We start from the raw sequence: 18,306 nt of genomic DNA on the forward strand, positions 1-18,306 counted from the left end.
TCTACACCGGGCGCCGCGGCCGCGCGGAGCTCGCGCCGAGATCGGCGCCGAGCGCCCCGACATCGTCTGAGCGTCGGCGCCCGGGAGGATCCGGACGGATCCAGAGCGTGTCTCCCGATCTCCTCAGGGCGCCCGCTCCTCGAACCCGCCCGGCCTCAACGCCCGCTCGAAGAACGCGCACAGCTCCTCGTGCCGCGCGCGCGCGTCCGCGCGGCCTATCTCGATGAGCGCCCCGGCGAACTCCCCGTCGAACAGCAGGTAAGACAGGAAATCGGCCTCGCGCTGCTCGTCTCCCTCGGCGAGGCGCCGCATCACGCGGCCGAGCACGCTCGTGGTCCGCGCGCGGAACGCGGGGGAGCGCACGAACTCCGCCGCCAGGCTGCCGATGTCCTTGGAGGCGCGGATGAGCAGCGACCGCATCGGCCGCAGCGCGCGCCCCGGCGGCAGCCCGAGCTCGTCGTTGAGCTCGCCGACGAAGCTCTCTCCATAGCGCCGCCGCCCCGCCTCCAGGATCCCGTTGATGCTCTCGAGGCGCGCCAGGTCGTTGTCGATCCGGTCGAGCATCAGCGCGTTCAGCGTCTTGCCGAGCAGGAAGAGGGGCCCGGGGAAGCCCGGCGCGTCGCGGTCGGCCGCGCTCGACGCGGGCTCGATGTACCGCGGATTGACCACGATCACGCCGTCGGCGCCGAGGCGCCGCGCGGGCGACAGCGGGACGTTCTGGCGCAGCCCGCCGTCGCAGTAGAGCTCTCCGTCGATGCTCACCGGGCGGAACAGGATGGGGAGCGCGGACGAGGCGAGCGCGTGCTGCGCGCGGATCGCGGTGGCGCGCGGTGAAATCGTCGGGTCGTGGCTCCAGGGCGGCAGGCCGGGCTCGCGGCGGTGGACGAAGACGACGGTGCGGCCGCTCTTGACCAGCGTCGTCGACACGGTCAGCGCCGACAGGAGCCCCCTCTCGAGGTGGCCGTCGATCCGCTCGAAGGGCACGGCCTCCGCGATCTGCCGCTCGAGGCCCGACGTGTCGAGGATCGCGGCGCGGCCGCTCGAGGGCGCGCTCGCGGCGCCCCCGCGGAGCAGGTCGTGCCCGACCGCCAGCACGCCGCGCACGTCGAGGCGCACGAGGTCGTCGATGCGCAGGCGCGTCCACACCCCGGCGAGCCGCCGCGCGCGGCTCCGCGCCTCGTCCGCGAACGCGGCGAGCCCACAGACGTTGATGGCGCCGACCGAGGTGCCGCACAGGATATCGAGCGGCGCCTCGCGGCCGAGATCGCGAGAGACGTCCTCGAGGATGTGCTGCACCACGCCGACCTCGTAAGCGCCGCGGGCGGCGCCGCCGGCCAGGACGAGCGCGATCTTGGGGGCGCGGCCACTCCGGGTCGAGACGGGCGCCAGGTCAGCCATCGTCGCAGAATACCATGATCGCCATCGTGACATGGTCCCGTTGGCGCGCGCTCGACGCGGCGCGCGTGCTACACCCGCCGTGAGCGCGGGCACGGAGGCGCGCGTTGACGGCAAATGACGGCAATCTACCTGGCCCTTGCCTACCTCCTCGGAGCGATCCCGACAGGCTACCTCTTCGCGCGGTTCGTCAAAGGGGTCGACCTCCGCCAGGTCGGCTCGGGGAACATCGGCGCGACGAACGTCTTGCGCGCCTTCGGCTGGGGGCCTGGCTTAGCCGTCCTGGCCGCGGACGTGGCGAAGGGCGCGCTCGTCGACGGGCCCCTCGCGTCGTGGCTCTCCGTCGCGCCGGGCGGGTGGGTCGCCGCGGCGGGCGGCCTCACCGCGGTGCTGGGCCATGACTACACGGTCTTCCTCGGGATGCGGGGCGGCAAGGGCGTCGCGACCTCCTGCGGCGTCCTGCTCGTGCTGGCGCCGCGATCCACGCTCGCCACGCTGGCGGTCTTCGCGGTCATCGTGCGGGCGACCCGCATGGTCTCGGCGGGCTCCCTCGCCGGCGCCCTCGCCCTGCCCCTCTTCCTCTGGCTGCTCGGCGAGCGGGCCGCCCCGGCCTTCTGCCTCTCGCTGCTCCTCGCCGGGCTCGTCTGGCTAAAGCACATCCCGAACATCCGGCGGATGCTCGCGGGCACCGAGAACACGATCTCGTTCGGGAAGCGGCGCGATGAAGAGCGCGACGACGAGCGCGACGGCGCGCCGCGCGACGACGAGCGCCGCTGACGGCCGCGGCGTCGCCCGGCCGCCGAGCGCGGCGCCCGCTCACTTGGAGATGGTCTTCGTGAAGATCACCGCGCCTTGCTTGTCGATGAACTCGAACAGCAGGCTCCTCCCCTCGAACCGCAGGTAGGCGAAGCCCTCGGTCTTGTCCGTGAAGAAGAGCTGCCCCCGCTCCGTCGGGACCGAGGGGGACACCGGGCGGGTCTTCGAGCCGGCGCCGCTGATGGCAAAATAGGTGCTCGGGCAGCCCTCGTCTCGCCCCTTGTCGATGAACTCGAGGTTGTGGTCGTGGCCGGCCATATACATGTCGGCCCCGCAGTAGATGGCCTGCTGCATGGCGAACATCCCGCTCATCCCGAGCGACGGGTTGTCCGAGGCGTGAGCTCCGGACGTGTAGCGGGGGTGATGGCCAAAGACGATCTTCCACGTGGCGTCCGAGGCGGCGACCCGCGCGCTCATGTCGCGCGCCTGGTCATCGGAGGTGAAGTCGACGGTATCGATCCCGAAGAGATGGACGTCGCCGACGCGAACGTCGTAGTACGAGGCGGGCATGTGCCACTTGGCGGTCATCCGCATGCCGGGCCCGTCGCCCACGGGCAGCTGCGAGTAGTCGATCTGCGCTTGCCGCACGCCGTTGCTGCTGGGGCCGTGGTCGTGGTTCCCCAGCACCGCATAGAACGGGAGGCCGTTCAGGCCGGCCCTGTCGTAGGGCTGCTCGAACTTGGGACCCCACTGCGCATCGCCCGTGTCGGCCACGCCGTTATCGTAGAAATTGTCGCCGTTCATCATCACGGCATGACAGCCCCCGACCTCGATGCACTTCTCGCTCATCCGATCGGCGACCTGGTTCTGCGCGAGGTTTCCCTCGCCGGTGTCGCCGATAGCGATGATCCTGACGACATCGAGGTGAGAGACGACGGTCCCGATGGCCTGGGCGCCCGCCGCGCCCAAGCTCGGGCCGTGGTCCGCGGGGATCCCGCCGCTCGGCCCGGCGCCGCTGCTCGCGGCGCCCGTGCTGGTCGGCTCATCACCTGCCCCCGCCAGCGCTCCTGCGCTCGGGATCGGCACGCTGTCCGCCACGCCGCAGCCCGCGCCGAAGACGATGGCCGGAGACGCGGAGAGGACGAGGGCAACAAGGGACTTCTTGGAGATCGCGAGAGGACGTGCTGCGCGGAGAGGCTTCATCTGCCGCTCATTGTAACCAACGCCGGTCTCCGATGATCACCCGTCCAAAGCTTTGTTCGTCCCGGCGCGCCAGGAAACTCGAGCACACCAGCTCTTCCACCCAGACCGGACACAGGCATCAACACGGTATCCGCGCCACCGCCCGGCCCCCTCCGACGGTGCCCGTTTTTGCTTGACGTCGAGGAGGCTCACACATACAGAAATTGAACATCGATTTCAATATCAACAACGAAGCCAACGTGATCCGAGAGACGGCCCCTGCCTCGAGCCTGTACGGATGCGCCGCGCTCGCCGCTTTCCTCTTGTCCGACGTTCGCCGGGAAGAAGCCTCGTGAGCTCGCGCACACCGCTTTCTGTCGGCCGCCTGCTCCCATCTGAGCTCTCGTGCCTGCCGGAGCCCGCGTGCGAGGAGGGCTCGCCTCCGCCGCCGACAATCCTCGCGAGCGCGAGCTCGCGCCGGATCAGTACACGCGAAACTGCCCGCTCAGCGTCAGCAGCGAGAGCATGTGGAGCAACCCCGAGAAGTATCGGGTCTCCCCGGTCGCCGGCGGCGTCGTCCACACCGCCGCGATGTAATCGGCGCGATCTTCGGTCGTCGCGACCAGCCCGGTGACCCCGTTCATGAAGATGAGCGCCGACTCCGGCGTGGCGTTGAGCATCGCGCCGTCGATCTTGAAGACCGCGCCGTATTTGCCGATGCCCAGCTTCGAGAAGAACCCGAGCAGCCGGTCCGCCTCCTCCACTTGCCACGGGTCGACGCCGAACCAGACGTGGTCGAGCGCGAGGCTCAGCTGCGTGCGGTAGGCCTCGGAGCCGAAGTAGTCCCAGTTGAGCACCGGCGTGCCGTCGAAGTGGGTGCGCACCGGGATGAGCCCGGTGCTCGGGTGCGCGGCCTCCTGCCAGTGTGTGCGCGCGCTGCCGGCAGCCTCGGACCAGAAGGGGTCGCGCATGGCCTGCGCCCAGAGGTCGTAATAGGCGGGCATCTCGATGGAAGGACGGGTGACGTCCGCCGCCGAGACGTGCGGGTAGTCGTAGACGAGCTTCGTCGTCGAATCGAAGGTGTTCGTCACACCCGAGTCGACTCCCCCGTTCAGGGCCTCCTTGTGGCGCATCACCTCGAGCAAGGTGATCGCGTCCAGCCCATAGTCGATGGTCCCGGTGTCGCTCCCCCAGCGGCCGTGGGCGAAGAACAGCGCCATCGCGATCTGCTGGAGGCCAAAGGGATCGGCGCACAACATCGGGCCTACCGGGGTGTCGCACCACGACATGAGATAGCCCTGGTTGGGACCGGACGTGGGCTGGAGCGTGGACTTGGCGTATCTCCAGAGCCGGTCGAACTCGTCTCGCTTGTCGAGCTCGACCGTGATGATCATCCCGAGGCCCATGCCCTCGGAGCGCACGCTATTGTGGTAGTCGTCCCAGATGTAAGCCTGTTCCTTGCCAGGCACCGTGTAGTAGACGGTCTCGTCGCTGGGATCGCCGTAGAAGAGCTGATTGAAGCTGTCCTCGATCTTGGCCGCGATCTCCTCGTCCGTCTTGCCGAGCACGTCGCGGAACGCGTTGGGGTACTCGGAGGGGCCCGTCAGCGGGCCCAGCTCATCGCTGCTCATTCGGTCGTAGCCGAGCGAATCCACCGTGGTCATACACCCAGGCAACACACACACCGCCATCCAGGCACCGGCGACGCCGGAAGCTGCGCGGAACGAACGGAGGAGGGCAGGGCAACGCATGACCCAGAGTTCAGTTGTTTACATAGCGCCGTACCCGGGAAGCAAGCACGCTGTTTGGATGCCGGCGAAGAAATGCCGCGGCGCGCTGCGACGCAGCGTCGGAGCGGCCGCTCTTCGCGAGCGCGTCGATCCGCAGGACCTCGGCCTCGAGGCTCAGCCGCCCGCGCGGATGCGTCCTGGAGTAGGCGTCCAGGAGCGAGAGCGCGCCTCGCGCGTTCCCGCTCGCGAGCATCGTGCGCGCCGCGTCCAGCGCGCCGAGCTCTGCCTCCAGGGCGGCGCCCGTACCGGACGGCTTGGGATCGAGCTTCGTGGCCGCAGCGCTGCTGCCACCAGCGAGCGCCGGGGCGATCGTCTCCTCCGCGACAGCCTCCACCGGCGCCGGCGCCGTGGCGGGCGCCTGCGCAGGCGCCTGGACCGCCGTCTGCGCGACCGGGTCGGCGAGCGCGGCGCCGAAGCGGTGCGCCGCGGCGACCTCCGACGCGTCTTGCCCGCGCCAGGCGAGGTAGCCCGCCGGGATGCCCGCGAGCATGCCCACCGTCGAGAGCGCGACGAGGATCTTGGTCCAGCCGAGCTTCACGGCGAGCGACGAAGACGTAGAGGACACCCCTGCCGCGGAGAGCGCCGCAGGCGCCGCCACGCTGGCCGACAGGGCGGCAGCGCCGGCGAGTCCCAGCGCGGCAAGCGTCTTCGCGCGCGTCTCCGGTGACGTAGAATACGATGCGCCTGCGCTCAGCAGCGCGCGTTCGAGCGGGTTGTCGCTCTCATCCAGTAGGCGACGTGGTTCCATCATCGTCTCACCTCGCTCGTCGAAACGAGCTCCAGCGCGCGGACGCGCTCACGAAAATCGGCCCTGGCCCTTCGTAGCCGAGAGGCCACGGTGCCCTGCGGGATCCCCAGCACGCCGGCGATCTCCACCATGCTCATCTCCTCGAACTCGTACAGCACGAACACGGTCCGCAGATCTGACTCCATCTGGTCGAGGACCTGATCGAGCATCTGTCGCGCGTGTTTCTGGCTGGTGAGCTGCTCGGGTGTCGCAGCGTCCACAACCTCCGGCGGCTCGGCCGCGGGGAACTCCCGCCGACGCGCGGCGCTGCGGCGCGCGTGGGCGGCTACGTGAAGCGCGGTCTGGAGAAGAAAGCTCTTCTCGGCGCCCGGCCGGACGTCGTCCAGCCGCTGCGCGGCCGCGATGAAGGTGCGTTGCACCGCATCGTCGATCTCGGCAGCAGGGGTCCCCGCGTTGCGGAGCACCCGCCCGATGAAGTCAAGATGAGCGTCCACCATCCGTCGCAAGCGCGCGTCCCGCTGCTTCACGCTGGCCGCCGGTGGCGCCACGCTCGCCGGCTCGCTGTCAGGCAAAGCAGACGATGTCATGACGTCGACAACCATACTCACCGCGAGGCGAGGCATGAGACCAGTGAAGAACGGACACTACCGGGAAGCAATGGGCGACAGCCAGAGCGGAACATTGTCCTCGGGTCGGGGGGGGCAGCGTGCCTGCGGCCCAGCTTCCGGATGCCGTCCATGGGTCATAATTCCCAGCGCGAGTCGGAGTGATCACAGAATCCTGGCTTAGAAGGTGTGCACGATTCCAACGCCGACGAGCGGCGAGATCGCCGGCGTTTCACCGACGGTCTCTGCAGACCACCCCAGTGTGAACCGCCGGTGGACGAGCGGCACGGAGGCGCCCACCTCGAGCTCGAGGGCGGTGTCCTCGCCGAGGAGCGCAGCGGCGCGCACGAGGCCTCCGGCGCTCCACCACGACCGCACAGCGGACTCCGGGTTCGAGATACCCCGCCCCGCCGCCGCGAGCCAGCCGCCGGCGGCGACGACGCAGGGCTCTGCGCTGACGATACGGACGAGCTGCCAGCGCAGCGGGCACGCGGAGAGGGCCGCGGCCGCCCACTGGATGAGGGCGCTGTCGCCGCCCGACAGCAGGTCGTTCCGCGCGTACATCAGCGAGAGACCGAACGACGGGCTCAGCGGGCCCTCGACGTGCGGGGTCACCCGGATACCGAGGGCGCCGCCCAGGCTCACATGAGGTGCGACGACCTGGGTCACCAGGGCGTGCGCGCCGAGCGTGAACCTGAGCGGGAACGGCGGCGCCTCTTGCGGGGCGACCGGAGGCGCCTGGGGGACAGCGGGCGGCGGCGCAGGGGGAGAGAGGGGCTCGGTCACCTCGGCCACCTCGTCGAGCGCGAGCGACGCGGTGAGCGAGAGCGCCTGCACCACAACGTCGCACGACGTGGCATCGACGATCCGCGTGTCAGTCTCGCCGCCCGCGTGAACGACGCGCAGCTCGCCGTGGACCCCGGCCCCGCCGCGGCTCAGCCGGACGCGGACACCCCAGCCGTCCTCGCCGTCGGCCGCGAGGCGCACGCGGTCCGACCGGGCACGGATGCCCTGGTAGAACTGGTCGGCGGTCGCGCAGTCCGCCGGGGCATCGAAGTCGATGCGAATGGGGATCGGCGCCGGCGCCGCGGTGGCCGATGACCAACCGAGGACGACGAGCTCGATGAGCGAGATGCCGTCACCGGAAGCCACGGGCCCGAAGGTGCCACGAACCGTTCGCGAACCGCCAGATGGTCATGCAGCCACCCGATGTGCAACGTGCAAATATCCAGGGTGGTGACGCAGCGCGGCGGCGGTGCGCACACAGGCGCTGTGAGCTACCTCATCGCGGGAGCGTGGGATCGCGCTCACGCTCCTCCGAGGCGAACGAGCACCTCGCGCAGCGATCCGAGCTCCGCGTCCGCGCCGGTGAAGTCCGACGGCGCGGTGAGCGGCGACGGGACGACCCAGCACGTCAGGCCCGCGGCCTTGGCCGACCGGAGCCCGCGCTCGGAGTCCTCGATCACGAGGACATCGCGCGCCGCGAGCCCCAGCCGCTCGCAGGCGATCCGGTACGGCTCGGGGTCCGGCTTGGCGCGCGCGTACTGGTCCCGCGTGAGCGCGAACTCGAACCACCGCAGGAGGCCCGTCGCCGCGTGCGCTCGTTGGAACGGCTCGGGCTTGCTGCTCGTGACGATCGCCATGCGAAAGCGCGCGGCGAGCTCCGTGACGACCTCGCGCACGCCCGGCAACAGCGTGTCTCCGCCCGCGACGAGCTCGAGGTACCGGCGATCCCTCTCATCGGCCAGCCGCCGCACGGCCGCCTCGTCGACCCCGCGAGCGCTGGCGAGGTGCCAGGCGCCGCGCGCTTCGACGAGGAACAGCTGGCGATAGTCGCCGATGGTGAGGTCGACGCCGACCGACGCGATCGTCTCGCGCGTCGCCTGGAAGTAAAGCCCTTCGGTGTCGACGAGGACTCCATCGTTGTCCCAGAGGATGGCCTTGAACACGCCGGGCCTTCGTAGCGCCGCCCCTCGATGCCGGCAAGCGAGCTCCGCGGCAGCGGACGCTGCGCCTCGGCCCTCGGCGCTCGGAAGGACGCGCCCGCGCGAGCGCGGATGCGCGCCGCCGGGCCGTCGCGACTCACGTCGCGGACGCCCGCAGCAGACACCCATCTGCTGCAGGCAGCGAGGGACCCGGCCGAGCGCGTCGGCCGTTTCCCTGCCGCCCTGCCTGTCGGTGGGAGAGGCAACCCAGAGGCAAACCGACGAGGCGACGAGGCGAGACACGGAGAAGCCGAGACATAAGCGCTCGCGAAGTACAAAGTTCGTGACTGCGCCACCAGGGATGGTGCTAGCCTCGGTCAAGGCGGATAACACCAACGCATCCACCGAGGCGGTGCTCCCATGGGCGACAAATCTCCGAAGGCCAAAGAGCGACAGAAGAAGCAGGACACGGCGGAGAAGAACCAGAAGAAGGCAGCCGCGACCGCCAAGGCGTCGCCTGCTCCGGCCGCGCCCGCCAAGAAGGGCAAGTAGTCGGACCGAGCGGGGCCGCGCTCGGCGCGGGCCACACCCCCTTTCGACAAGCTCCCCACCTCGCCTCTCCCGGGGCTCGGCGCGCGGGTCGCTCGGCGCCTAGCCGCGGACGGGCCAGATTTCTTCCACCGCAGCATCTTCCTGGCGCGGCGGCCTCGCGCTAGAGAGGGCCGAGCCGTGCGACCCACCCCGCTCCAAGCCGTCGCGCCGCCGCTCGCCGCGCTCGTGATCCTGCTCGCGCTCTGGGAGGCGCTCGCCCGAGCGCTCAGCATCCCTGCCTACCTCCTGCCGCCCCCCTCGGACGTGGCGCGGGCGGGCGCGGTGGACGCCGGCCCCCTGCTCGCCGGCGCGGTCACGACGGCGAAGGCCGCGCTCGCGGGCTTCTTCCTCAGCGCCGTGGTCGGCGTGCTCGCCGCCATCGCGCTCGCCTCGTCGCGCCCGCTCGAGCGGGCGCTCTATCCCTATACCGTCTTCCTGCAGACCGTCCCGATCGTCGCCATCGCCCCGCTGCTCGTGCTCTGGTGCGGCCCCGGCCTGCGCGCGGTCGCGGTCTCGGCGTTCATCGTCTCCGTGTTCCCGGTCATCGCGAACACGCTCACCGGCCTGCGCTCCGTCGAGCCCGCGCTGCGGGATCTCTTCCGGCTCTACGGGGCCGGCCGCTTCGCCACGCTCCGCAAGCTCGAGCTGCCCTCGGCGCTCCCCCACCTCGTGACGGGGCTCCGCATCGCGGCGGGCCTCGCGGTCATCGGCGCGATCGTCGGGGAGTTCGTCGCCGGCTTCTCGGAGGACGCCGCCGGCCTGGGCATCCTGGTCCTCTCCGCCTATCGCCAGCTGCGCACGGATCTGCTCTTCGCCGCCGTGCTGCTCGCCTCCGGGCTCGGCCTCGCGCTCTTCGGCGCCGTCGACCTCGCCGGCAGGCGGCTCTTGCGGCGCTGGCATCCTTCGGAGATCAATCGCTGATGCACTCCCCCGACAGCCGCCGGTTGTTCCTGCAACGCCTCGCCTCCCTGGTCGCCGTCCCCCTCCTCGCCCCCGCCTGCTCGCGCTCGCAATCGCCGGAAGGCGACGGGCGCGCGTCGTCCGCGTCCCCGCAAGGAAGCGCGCCGGCCACGCCTTCCCAGGGCGCGCCGGCCGCGCCCGCCACGGCTGCCCAGAGCGCGCCGGCCGCGAAGGTGAAGCTCGCCCTCAACTGGGTCCCGGAGCCCGAGTTCGGCGGGTTCTACGCCGCGCGCGAGTCGGGCGCGTTCGCCAAGGAGGGGCTCGACGTCGAGATCCTCGGCGGCGGCGCCGGCGTGCCGGTCGTCCAGATGGTGGCCGGCGGGCAGGTGGATTTCGGCATCTCCGGCGCCGACGAGGTGCTCACCGCCCGCGCCCGCGGCGCGGACGTGCTCCCCCTCCTCGCCGTGTTCCAGACCTCGCCGCAGGCCATCATGACCCACGAGAGCCGCGGCGCGAAGAGCATCGCCGACATCCTCAAGTCGGGCACGCTCGCGATCGAGCCGGGGCTGCCTTACGCCGCCTACCTCAAGAAGAAGTACGGGTTCGACAAGGTGAAGGTCGTGCCGTACGACGGCGGCGTCGCCCGCTTCGTCGCCGACAAGGACTTCTCCCAGCAGTGCTTCATCACGGCCGAGCCGATCGCGGCCAAGCGCAAGGGGAGCGACCCCGCCGCGTTCCTGGTGGCCACCGAGGGGTTCAACCCGTACGTCGTCGTCGTGATCACGCGCGCAGCGCTCTGGAAGGAGAACCCGGAGCGCGTCCGCGCGTTCGTCCGCGCGACGCGCGAGGGCTGGCGCACCTACCTCCAGGATCCGACGCGGTCCAACGAGATCATGGCCAAGCTCAACACCTCGATGGACGCGGAGACCTTCGTCGCCGCGGCCGAGGCGCAGCGGCCGCTGATCGAGACCCCCGAGACCAAGGAGAAGGGCCTCGGCGTGATGACCAGCGAACGCTGGGAGACGCTCGCGAAGCAGCTCGTCGACCTCGGCGTGCTCCAGAAGGCGCCGCCGATCGACGAGGTGCTCGTCGCGATGCGCTGATCGGCACGACAGGCGCCCCGCGCGCGGCGCGCGGCGCGAGATCTCGGCGCGCGACTTCGTCTAGAATGTCGCACGTCGCCGCGCCTCCCGGCGCAGCCGCGCCCCAACGCAAGGGAAGAACGCCCTCCATGGCTTCCACGCATCGACCTCGGGCCAGCCGGCTCCCGTTCGCCTCGCTGCCCCTCGCGGCGGCGTACGTGCCTGCCGCCGTCGCCATCGCCTTTGCCGCGTGCGGCCCCGAGTTCACGGCGCGCCCGCCCGACGCGTCGACGAGCTCGAGCACCGGCGGCGGGAGCGGCGGGACCGGCGGGAGCGGCGGCGGGTGTCCTGGAGGCGGCATGATCTGCGGCGACGCATGCGTCGACCCGATGACGGACGCGCAGCACTGCGGCACGTGCGACGTCGCCTGCCCGACCTTCGGCGGCGAGCCGACCTGCCTGGACGGGGTCTGCCAGTCGCCGGCGTGCGAGGAGAACCGCGGCAACTGCGACAAGGACCCCGAGAACGCCTGCGAGGTGGATCTCCTCACGAGCACCGCGCATTGCGGCAGGTGCGACAAGCCCTGCGGCGGCCAGTGCGTGCGGGGCGCCTGCGTCGCGCCCACGCACATCGCGGCCGGCACGGATTACACGTGCGCGGTGCTCAGCGACGGCTCGGTCTGGTGCTGGGGCAAGAACACCTGGGGCAACCTCGGCGACGGCACGCTGCAGCAGGATCGACCGCTCCCCAGGCCGGTCGCGGGCCTCAGCGGCGCCACCCGGGTCGCGGCGAGCATCTCGCCGGGGCGCGTGCACACCTGCGCGGTGCTCAGCGACGGCTCGGTCTGGTGCTGGGGCGCGGGCAACAGCGGACAGCTCGGCGACGGCGAGGCGACGAACTCCCCCTCCCCCGTGCGCGCCAAGGAGCTCGCGGGCGCGACCCAGGTCGCCGTCGGTGGGACCCATACGTGCGCGGTGACGACGTCGCACGAGCTCTATTGCTGGGGCGAGGGCAGCTCCGGCCAGCTGGGCTATGGCGACGAGGTCGATCGGGTCGAGCCCACCGTGATGCTGGACGGCGTGGACTCGGTGAGCGCCGGCCTCTCGCACACCTGCGCGGGCATGGTGGAGCGGATGGGCGAGCGCACGATGAACTGCTGGGGCCACAACGAGAGCGGCCAGCTAGGCATCGGCAACTTCAACCAGCAGAACACCCCGCAGCCCGTCGCGGGTCTCACCAGCGTCGCGCTCACGGCCGCGGGCGCCTTGCACACGTGCGCCGCGCCGGCGCGCGGCGTGGCCTCCTGCTGGGGCAAGGGAGAGCAGTACCGCCTCGGGACTGGCGTCGTGAACCCTGAGGCGATTCCCCGGAAGATCCCGGACCTCGTGGACGTGACCCGGATCTCGCTCGGCGCGAGGCACTCCGGCGCGGTCCTGGCGGGCGGCGAGGTGCTCATGTGGGGCGACAACGCGAAGGGGCAGCTCGGCACCGGCACGCAGGATCCGGGGCTCCTTCCGGAGCCGATCGGGCTGACCGACGTGGTCGAGCTGGCCCTCGGCGATGACCACAGCTGCGCGCTCAAGCGCACGGGCGAGATGCTCTGCTGGGGTAACAACAGCAACGGCGAGCTGGGCGACGGGACCGTCGAGCCCCGGCTCGTGCCGACGCGCGTCGTCTGGCCGACGCCGCCGTAACGCGACGCCTCGACCGCGGGGACCGCCGACGCACGCGCGGTGAGCCGACTGGGCATCGCCCGACGCGCCTCAATGGCCTTCGAGAACATCCGGCAGCATTCACCACTACCCGACCAGGACGCGCTCTCCGCCTGTTGCACACATCTGCCGCCAGGGACACCACGTAACATGACGTGGCAGACGTGGCAGACGTAGCAGACGTAGCAGACGAGACAGACGTGACGCGCGCCGTGCAGCAAGGGCGCAAGCGCGCAACCACGCGGACACACATGCGAAAACAGACGTGGGCGACGTGGGCGACGCGGGCGACGCGCGCGATGCGAGCGCCGGTCAGCTGGTCAGCCGCCACCCTGATATTTCATGAACCGGATAATTTCGACTCGACAGCCAATCAACTCAACCGCATATACTCCAGCTATCATGACCGCGTCGTCAGCCTGACGAAGCCAGGCAGTTTGCATTTTGGCTTCTCGACGCGGCCTATTTCGACAACCCCGGTCCGGCAACCATGGACCCCTGGAGGGCATATGTCGCATTCCGCCACGTCAAAATCATCGCACTCCAACGGAAAATGGTTGGCCTGCGGCGCGCTGGTGCTCCTCTCCGCCGTGTCGCCGCTGATCCCGGGTCCGGCGCTGGCGCAGGGGGGATGCTACGGCGAGATCAAGACGTTCGCGACGGTTCCGGCGGCTCCGGGGTTCCCCGAAGGGATCGCGGTCCATGGCAATCGGGTCTACGTCTCCGGTCCAGCGACGTTCGGCACCGCAGGTCAAGGCCCGTCCAAGATCGCTGTATTCGACAGGGACAGCAAAGTCCAGAAGAATACGATCGTGGTGGCGGGCGAGGCGCTCGGCGCCGAGCATGCCCTGAGCTGCATCGCCGTCGACGACGACGGCCGCGTCTACGCGCTCAGCACGCAGCTCGGCCTCCTGCGCTTCACGAAGACTGGACACGGATATGTCCAGGAGGGCTACGGCGATCCGCTGCCGGATCTACCGGCTTGTGGGATGGCCGCGCCGGGACAGGCGTGCTCGCCGACGCCCTTCCCGACGCCGCCGCTACCGAACGATATCGCCTTCGACGAGGAGGGTTACGCGTATGTGACCGACTCGCTGCAGGCGACGATCTTCCGCTACGCGCCCGGCGGCGGCGCGCCGGAGATCTGGTTCCAGAGCACGGCCCTCGTCGGCAGCGGCGACCTGCCGATCGGCGTGAACGGGATCCGGCTCGATCCGGAGCGGGAGCACGTCTATTTCTCTGTGACGTTCTCCCCGACGGATACGAGCCTGGGATCCATCTACCGGCTCCCCCTCGTCGACGCCCCCGAAGAGGCCGATCTGGAGCTGGTCCACGACTACGATGCTGGCGAGGCGCCCGACGGGTTCACGTTCGGCAAGTCGGGGAAGCTCTATGTCGCGCTCGCGGCGGCCAACGCGATCTCGGTGCTCGACGAGCACGGGGTCGAAAAGTCGCGCATCGAGAGCGCACCAGGGGAGGAGATTCCCCTCGACGCCCCCGCCAACGTGGCCTTCAACGACCCGGCGCAGATGCTGCTCATCGTGAATCACGCGAGCTTCACAAGGAACCCCGAGCACTTCGGGGTGCTGAGGGTCTGGGTCGGCGACAAGGCCGATCCGCTCGAGAAGCCGTCGCTTCCTTGAGACGAGACCAGGGCTCCGGACGCCGCCCTCGCCTCAGGTGAGGCCCCCGCGCCGGCGCACGATCCAGTGCGCGCCGAGCGCAGCGGCCGCCGCCAGCGTCCAGGCCCAGGGGGGCAGGAGCGGCGCGACGTGGCGCTCGGCCGCCACCTGGGTCGCCGCAGGCAGCGACAGCGAGCCGGCGCCGGACGGGAGCACCGACGCGCCGCCCGTCGCGCGGGCGATCGCCTCCAGGCGGGCGACGTCGGGGCGGGGATCGGCCCACTCGTCGCCGCCGCGCTCGCACGCGAAGTCGCGCCGCGTCGTCGCCCGCTTCTGGTCGCCTCCGTCGCCGGCGGCGCCTTCAGGGACGATCTCCACCGTGGCCGAATACCCCCCGGGCTCGAGGCGACCGGCGGCGAGCTCGACCGGCTCGCCGCCCTCGCCGATCGGCGCGGTCAACGTCTTCACGACCGCGCCGCTGCCGAGGCGCGCGATGGTCACCCTGGCCTCGCCGCGCTGCCCGGCGAGGGGGCGCAGCACGAGCGCCGTCTCCTCGCCCGCGAGGCAGCCGCCGCGCGGCTCGATCGCGGCAGGCTCGAAGCGCGGATCGCGCATGAGCCAGCCGAGCAGGGCGTCCCAGAACGCGCCGTGCGCGCGGCCCGCGGAGCTCGAGGCGAACGCGCTGAAGAGCAGGCGGTGGCTGCCGTCGAGCGTCAGCGCGATCGTCCGGCCGCTCTCGTGCTCGCCCAGCGAGAGCACCGGCATCGGCGCGCCCGACGCCGTCGTGCGGGTCGGGTGCGTCATCAGCACCGTCGCCCCGGGGAGCGGATCGCCGACGACGTTGGTCCCCGGCATCTCCGGCATCTCGTCGCCGATCAGCGCGAGCAGCGGCGCGAGCACCGGCGCCGCGCGGCCCGCGGCGGTGATGCGCGGCACGAAGGCGCCGAGATCCACCTTGGGCGCGCGGCCGATGTCGAGATCCACCGGCAGGACGCGGGCGAGCCGCGTGCGCGCATAGTTGCCCGACACGAAGGCGTTCGGGCCGCCCACCATGATGAGCCCGCCGCCCTTGTCGACATACTGGGCCAGCGCCGGGAGGTGCTTGGTCAGGCCGTACGGCGCGGCGTCGAAGTCCTGCAGGACGACCGCATCGAAGCTCGAGAGGTGGACGCTGAAGAGCTCGTCGACCGGGAACGGGATCAGCGCGAGCTCGTCCGACGACGCGTTCACCTCGTCGCCGGGCGTGCGCAGGATGAAGAAGGCCACGACGTCGACGGAGGCGTCGGCCTTGAGCCACATCCGGAGCGCGCGCACGTCGTACGTCGGCCGGCCCGCCACGTGGAGCACCCGGATGCGGTCGCGCGCGACGTCCAGCGTGACGTACCGGACGTCGTTCTCGGGGAGCTCGTCGCCGTCCGGCGCCTTGATCGACACCTCCAGGATGCGGGTGCCGGCGCGGTCGAGCGTCACGCCGAGCTCGACCGTGCCGACGCCGCCCTCGACGTGCGCCGTGCCCGTGGCGAGGGTCGTGGGCGCGCCCTGCTCGCGCAGCTCGCGGGCCACGACAGGCACCGCGTCGCACGCGAGGCCGCCGCTGCAGCCGATGTCGATGCGGAGCGAGAGCGGCTGGTGGGCGACCGCGGCGCCGGAGGTGCGGACCGCGCGGACGCCGGCGTCGCGCACGGACTCGGTCGCCACCGCGACCGTGTGGACCGGGACGTCGAGCCCCTCCAGCGCGGCCCGCGTCGCCGCGGCGGTGTCGTCCGGACCCGGGCGATCGAGCCGGCCATCGGAGACGACGACGAACGCCGACGGCCGCTCGTCGGCGGCGCGGGCGAGCGCCTCGAGCGCGGCGCTGAGGTCCGAGCGGCGCTGCGGCCGGCCTCGCGCGGCCGACGCGGACGCAGCGGCCGGCGCCCCGGCGCCCGCGTTCCTGTCGGGGGTCGCAGCGGCGCCAGCGCTCCCGCCCGGCGCCGGCGCGGCGCTGCCGCCCTCGCCTGCCTGCCCGTCGGCCGGCAGCGGCGCGCCTTCGCCGAACACGTAGCGGGAGAGCCGGACGTCGGCGCGCTTCCCGAGCTCCTCGAGCGCCCGCGCTGCGCTGTCGCGGCGCGTCCCCGCGACGCCCGGCAGGTCCATGGATCGGGAGCCGTCGACCAGCACAACGACCTTGGGGCCGACGAGGCTCCCGCGCGACGTGACCGCGACCGGACGGAGGATGGCGGCGAGCAGGCCGAGCACGGCGAGCGCGCCCGTGAGCGCCGTGCCGAGCGCCGCGCGCGCGGACGGGGCGCCCACCGCCCCGGCGGCGCGGCCGCGCGCGCGGACGAGCTCGAGCACGAGCAGGCCGAAGCTCAGGGCGGCGACGACGCAGGCGACGGCGACGACCGGCGACGAGAGGTCGCCCGAGGGCGCGAAGCTCCGGGTCACGGCCGCTCCGGGAGCGAGGGGAGCCCAAGAAGCATGCGAGGAGAGGGAGGCCCGCTCGCCGCGCCGGCGTGGGAGAGCGAACGCGCGGGCTGCGAGTCGAGGGCGCGTGACACGCGCGGAGCCTAGTACATCGGAGCGGGGTGTCCCAGCCCGGCGCCGTCACTGCGACCTCTCGGGCGACCTCGAACGACCCGCGAGCCACCTTGAAACGCCGGGCACGCCGCGCGTAGGCTCGAAGCCTTGTGACGATGCGCGAAGAGCTGGACGAGGCAGGGCGGCTCAGGGCAGAGAACGCAGAGCTACGCGCGCGCGTGGAGGCGCTGGAGAAGGCGCTGGCGGAGCGCTCCAACGGTCACGCGCAGAACGGAGCCGCGCCGGCAGGCGCGGAGGCCCTCGATGCGCTCGAGGGGCTGCCCACGGCGGTGCCGGCGGTGATCCACTGGCGCCTGGACGGCGAGGTGACGTACTGGAACGACAGCGCCGAGCGCCTCTTCGGCTGGAGCGCGAGCGAGGCCGTCGGCCGCCCGCTGGCCGACCTCGTGGGCGCGGTCCCCGTGTCCGCCGCCGCGGCGCGGGCGTTCAACTTCGCCCGGGAGGAGAGCCGCTTCGCCGCGACCATGAGCGAGTGCAGGACGAAGGGAGGTCACGCGCTCAGCTGCCGATGGACCTACGCCGTGCTGCGCGACGGCCGAGGCGACGCGTACGAGCTCGCGGCGCTCGTCGATGACACCAGCGACCGGGAGCGGAGGGAGAAGACGGTGCAGGGGCGGTATCAGCTGCTCCTGCAGCTCGTGGACAACGCGCGGAGCTCCATCTTCGTCAAGGACACCGCAGGGCGCTACGTCCTCGCCAACCGTCTGCATGCGCAAATGATGAATAGGCACGTCCTCGAGCTCATCGGTCGAGATGAGTTCGAGCTCGCCGCCGTGGACCCCGCGGCCAGCGAGATGATCGTGGCGAAGGAGCGCGAGGTGATGACCGGCGGGCAGGTCATGCAGTTCGAGGAGGTGGTGCCGATAGGCGGCGCTCAACACCACTTCTTCACGGTCAAATTCCCGATCCACGACGAGCGCGGCGCGCCGATCGGCATGGGCGGCATCGTGACCGAGATCACGTCGCTGAAGCGCGCGGAGGCGGAGCGGGCCGCGCTGCAGGAGGAGATCATCTTCGCGCAGCAGGCCGCCCTCCGGGAGCTGTCCACGCCGCTCATCCCGCTCGCCGACCGGGTGGTCGCGATGCCGCTCGTGGGGACGATCGACAGCGGGCGCGCAGAGCAGATCATGGAGACGCTGCTCTCCGGCATCAGCAGCCAGGGCGCCCACACGGCGATCCTGGACATCACCGGCGTGCGCGCCGTCGACACGCACGTCGCGGACGCGCTGACGCGCACCGCGCGCGCCGCCCAGCTGCTCGGCACCCGCGTGGTGCTCACCGGCGTCCGCCCGGAGGTGGCGCAGACGCTCGTCACGCTCGGCGTGGATCTCTCCGGGATCACCACGCTGAGCACGCTGCAGAGCGGCATCGCGCACGCCCTCCGCCACGCCAGACGGTAGCTGAGCGCGCCCGGATAC

General features: G+C 71.5%; 15 protein-coding genes. 7 read left to right on the plus strand and 8 right to left on the minus strand.

Going from position 1 to position 18,306, the window contains the following annotated elements:
* Positions 1-123: 123 nt before the first annotated feature.
* Positions 124-1,398 carry a patatin-like phospholipase family protein gene (locus tag POL72_RS08045; RefSeq protein WP_272094447.1) on the minus strand — a complete coding sequence of 425 codons (1,275 nt, stop codon included), beginning with the start codon at positions 1,396-1,398 and terminating at the stop codon, positions 124-126.
* A 114-nt stretch (positions 1,399-1,512) separates the two neighbouring features.
* Here POL72_RS08045 and plsY point away from each other — a divergent pair, with 114 nt between their 5' ends.
* Positions 1,513-2,172, plus strand: a complete 660-nt coding sequence (gene plsY, locus POL72_RS08050) for a glycerol-3-phosphate 1-O-acyltransferase PlsY (RefSeq protein ID WP_272094448.1) — start codon at positions 1,513-1,515, stop codon at positions 2,170-2,172.
* A 39-nt stretch (positions 2,173-2,211) separates the two neighbouring features.
* Here plsY and POL72_RS08055 read toward each other — a convergent pair whose 3' ends face one another.
* From POL72_RS08055 to POL72_RS08080, 6 genes are all read right to left on the minus strand, one after another.
* Positions 2,212-3,354 carry a purple acid phosphatase family protein gene (locus POL72_RS08055; RefSeq protein WP_272094449.1) on the minus strand — a complete coding sequence of 381 codons (1,143 nt, stop codon included), beginning with the start codon at positions 3,352-3,354 and terminating at the stop codon, positions 2,212-2,214.
* Between the two features lie 461 nt (positions 3,355-3,815).
* Positions 3,816-4,997: a family 8 glycosyl hydrolase gene (locus POL72_RS08060; protein ID WP_272094450.1), complete on the minus strand. Its 1,182-nt coding sequence runs from the start codon at positions 4,995-4,997 to the stop codon at positions 3,816-3,818.
* A 97-nt stretch (positions 4,998-5,094) separates the two neighbouring features.
* Complete coding sequence (locus tag POL72_RS08065) at positions 5,095-5,874, minus strand: outer membrane protein assembly factor BamD (protein ID WP_272094451.1); 780 nt, start codon at positions 5,872-5,874, stop codon at positions 5,095-5,097.
* On the minus strand, positions 5,871-6,458 hold the full coding sequence (locus POL72_RS08070; protein WP_272094452.1) for an RNA polymerase sigma factor: 588 nt from the start codon (positions 6,456-6,458) through the stop codon (positions 5,871-5,873). Before POL72_RS08070 ends, POL72_RS08065 begins: the two co-directional genes overlap by 4 nt.
* A gap of 198 nt (positions 6,459-6,656) precedes the next feature.
* Positions 6,657-7,628, minus strand: a complete 972-nt coding sequence (locus POL72_RS08075; protein WP_272094453.1) for a hypothetical protein — start codon at positions 7,626-7,628, stop codon at positions 6,657-6,659.
* Between the two features lie 155 nt (positions 7,629-7,783).
* Positions 7,784-8,425 carry an HAD family hydrolase gene (locus POL72_RS08080; RefSeq protein WP_272094454.1) on the minus strand — a complete coding sequence of 214 codons (642 nt, stop codon included), beginning with the start codon at positions 8,423-8,425 and terminating at the stop codon, positions 7,784-7,786.
* Positions 8,426-8,821: 396 nt separating this feature from the next.
* On the opposite strand from POL72_RS08080, the gene POL72_RS08085 reads away from it, so the two are divergent.
* The 5 genes from POL72_RS08085 to POL72_RS08105 all read left to right on the plus strand — a co-directional run bounded on the left by POL72_RS08085 (position 8,822) and on the right by POL72_RS08105 (position 14,329).
* Positions 8,822-8,953 (plus strand): hypothetical protein, encoded by a 132-nt coding sequence (locus POL72_RS08085; protein ID WP_269454198.1) that lies wholly within the window; start codon positions 8,822-8,824, stop codon positions 8,951-8,953.
* Between the two features lie 177 nt (positions 8,954-9,130).
* Positions 9,131-9,913, plus strand: coding sequence for an ABC transporter permease (locus POL72_RS08090; protein ID WP_272094455.1), 783 nt, complete (start codon positions 9,131-9,133; stop codon positions 9,911-9,913).
* The gene (locus POL72_RS08095) at positions 9,913-10,995 is read left to right on the plus strand and encodes an ABC transporter substrate-binding protein (protein WP_272094456.1); all 1,083 of its coding nucleotides are present in this window, start codon (positions 9,913-9,915) and stop codon (positions 10,993-10,995) included. Before POL72_RS08090 ends, POL72_RS08095 begins: the two co-directional genes overlap by 1 nt.
* A gap of 128 nt (positions 10,996-11,123) precedes the next feature.
* Positions 11,124-12,668 (plus strand): hypothetical protein, encoded by a 1,545-nt coding sequence (locus POL72_RS08100; RefSeq protein WP_272094457.1) that lies wholly within the window; start codon positions 11,124-11,126, stop codon positions 12,666-12,668.
* A gap of 575 nt (positions 12,669-13,243) precedes the next feature.
* The gene (locus POL72_RS08105) at positions 13,244-14,329 is read left to right on the plus strand and encodes an SMP-30/gluconolactonase/LRE family protein (protein ID WP_272094458.1); all 1,086 of its coding nucleotides are present in this window, start codon (positions 13,244-13,246) and stop codon (positions 14,327-14,329) included.
* Positions 14,330-14,362: 33 nt separating this feature from the next.
* Here POL72_RS08105 and POL72_RS50930 read toward each other — a convergent pair whose 3' ends face one another.
* Positions 14,363-16,735: a glutamine amidotransferase gene (locus tag POL72_RS50930; protein WP_272094459.1), complete on the minus strand. Its 2,373-nt coding sequence runs from the start codon at positions 16,733-16,735 to the stop codon at positions 14,363-14,365.
* A 248-nt stretch (positions 16,736-16,983) separates the two neighbouring features.
* Here POL72_RS50930 and POL72_RS08115 point away from each other — a divergent pair, with 248 nt between their 5' ends.
* Positions 16,984-18,288 carry a PAS domain-containing protein gene (locus POL72_RS08115; protein ID WP_272094460.1) on the plus strand — a complete coding sequence of 435 codons (1,305 nt, stop codon included), beginning with the start codon at positions 16,984-16,986 and terminating at the stop codon, positions 18,286-18,288.
* Positions 18,289-18,306: the final 18 nt, after the last annotated feature.

Source organism: Sorangium aterium (assembly GCF_028368935.1).
Taxonomy (GTDB): Bacteria; Myxococcota_A; Polyangia; order Polyangiales; family Polyangiaceae; genus Sorangium; species Sorangium atrum.

What these genes read in the sequence shown, in the direction of transcription:
- POL72_RS08095 (WP_272094456.1), top strand. Translation starts at nt 9,913, where the DNA reads ATGCACTCCCCCGACAGCCGCCGGTTGTTCCTGCAACGCCTCGCCTCC.
- POL72_RS08085 (WP_269454198.1), top strand. Translation starts at nt 8,822, where the DNA reads ATGGGCGACAAATCTCCGAAGGCCAAAGAGCGACAGAAGAAGCAGGAC.
- POL72_RS08100 (WP_272094457.1), top strand. Translation starts at nt 11,124, where the DNA reads ATGGCTTCCACGCATCGACCTCGGGCCAGCCGGCTCCCGTTCGCCTCG.
- POL72_RS08065 (WP_272094451.1), bottom strand. Translation starts at nt 5,874, where the DNA reads ATGATGGAACCACGTCGCCTACTGGATGAGAGCGACAACCCGCTCGAA.
- POL72_RS08070 (WP_272094452.1), bottom strand. Translation starts at nt 6,458, where the DNA reads ATGACATCGTCTGCTTTGCCTGACAGCGAGCCGGCGAGCGTGGCGCCA.
- plsY (WP_272094448.1), top strand. Translation starts at nt 1,513, where the DNA reads ATGACGGCAATCTACCTGGCCCTTGCCTACCTCCTCGGAGCGATCCCG.
- POL72_RS08055 (WP_272094449.1), bottom strand. Translation starts at nt 3,354, where the DNA reads ATGAAGCCTCTCCGCGCAGCACGTCCTCTCGCGATCTCCAAGAAGTCC.
- POL72_RS08045 (WP_272094447.1), bottom strand. Translation starts at nt 1,398, where the DNA reads ATGGCTGACCTGGCGCCCGTCTCGACCCGGAGTGGCCGCGCCCCCAAG.
- POL72_RS08115 (WP_272094460.1), top strand. Translation starts at nt 16,984, where the DNA reads ATGCGCGAAGAGCTGGACGAGGCAGGGCGGCTCAGGGCAGAGAACGCA.
- POL72_RS08060 (WP_272094450.1), bottom strand. Translation starts at nt 4,997, where the DNA reads ATGACCACGGTGGATTCGCTCGGCTACGACCGAATGAGCAGCGATGAG.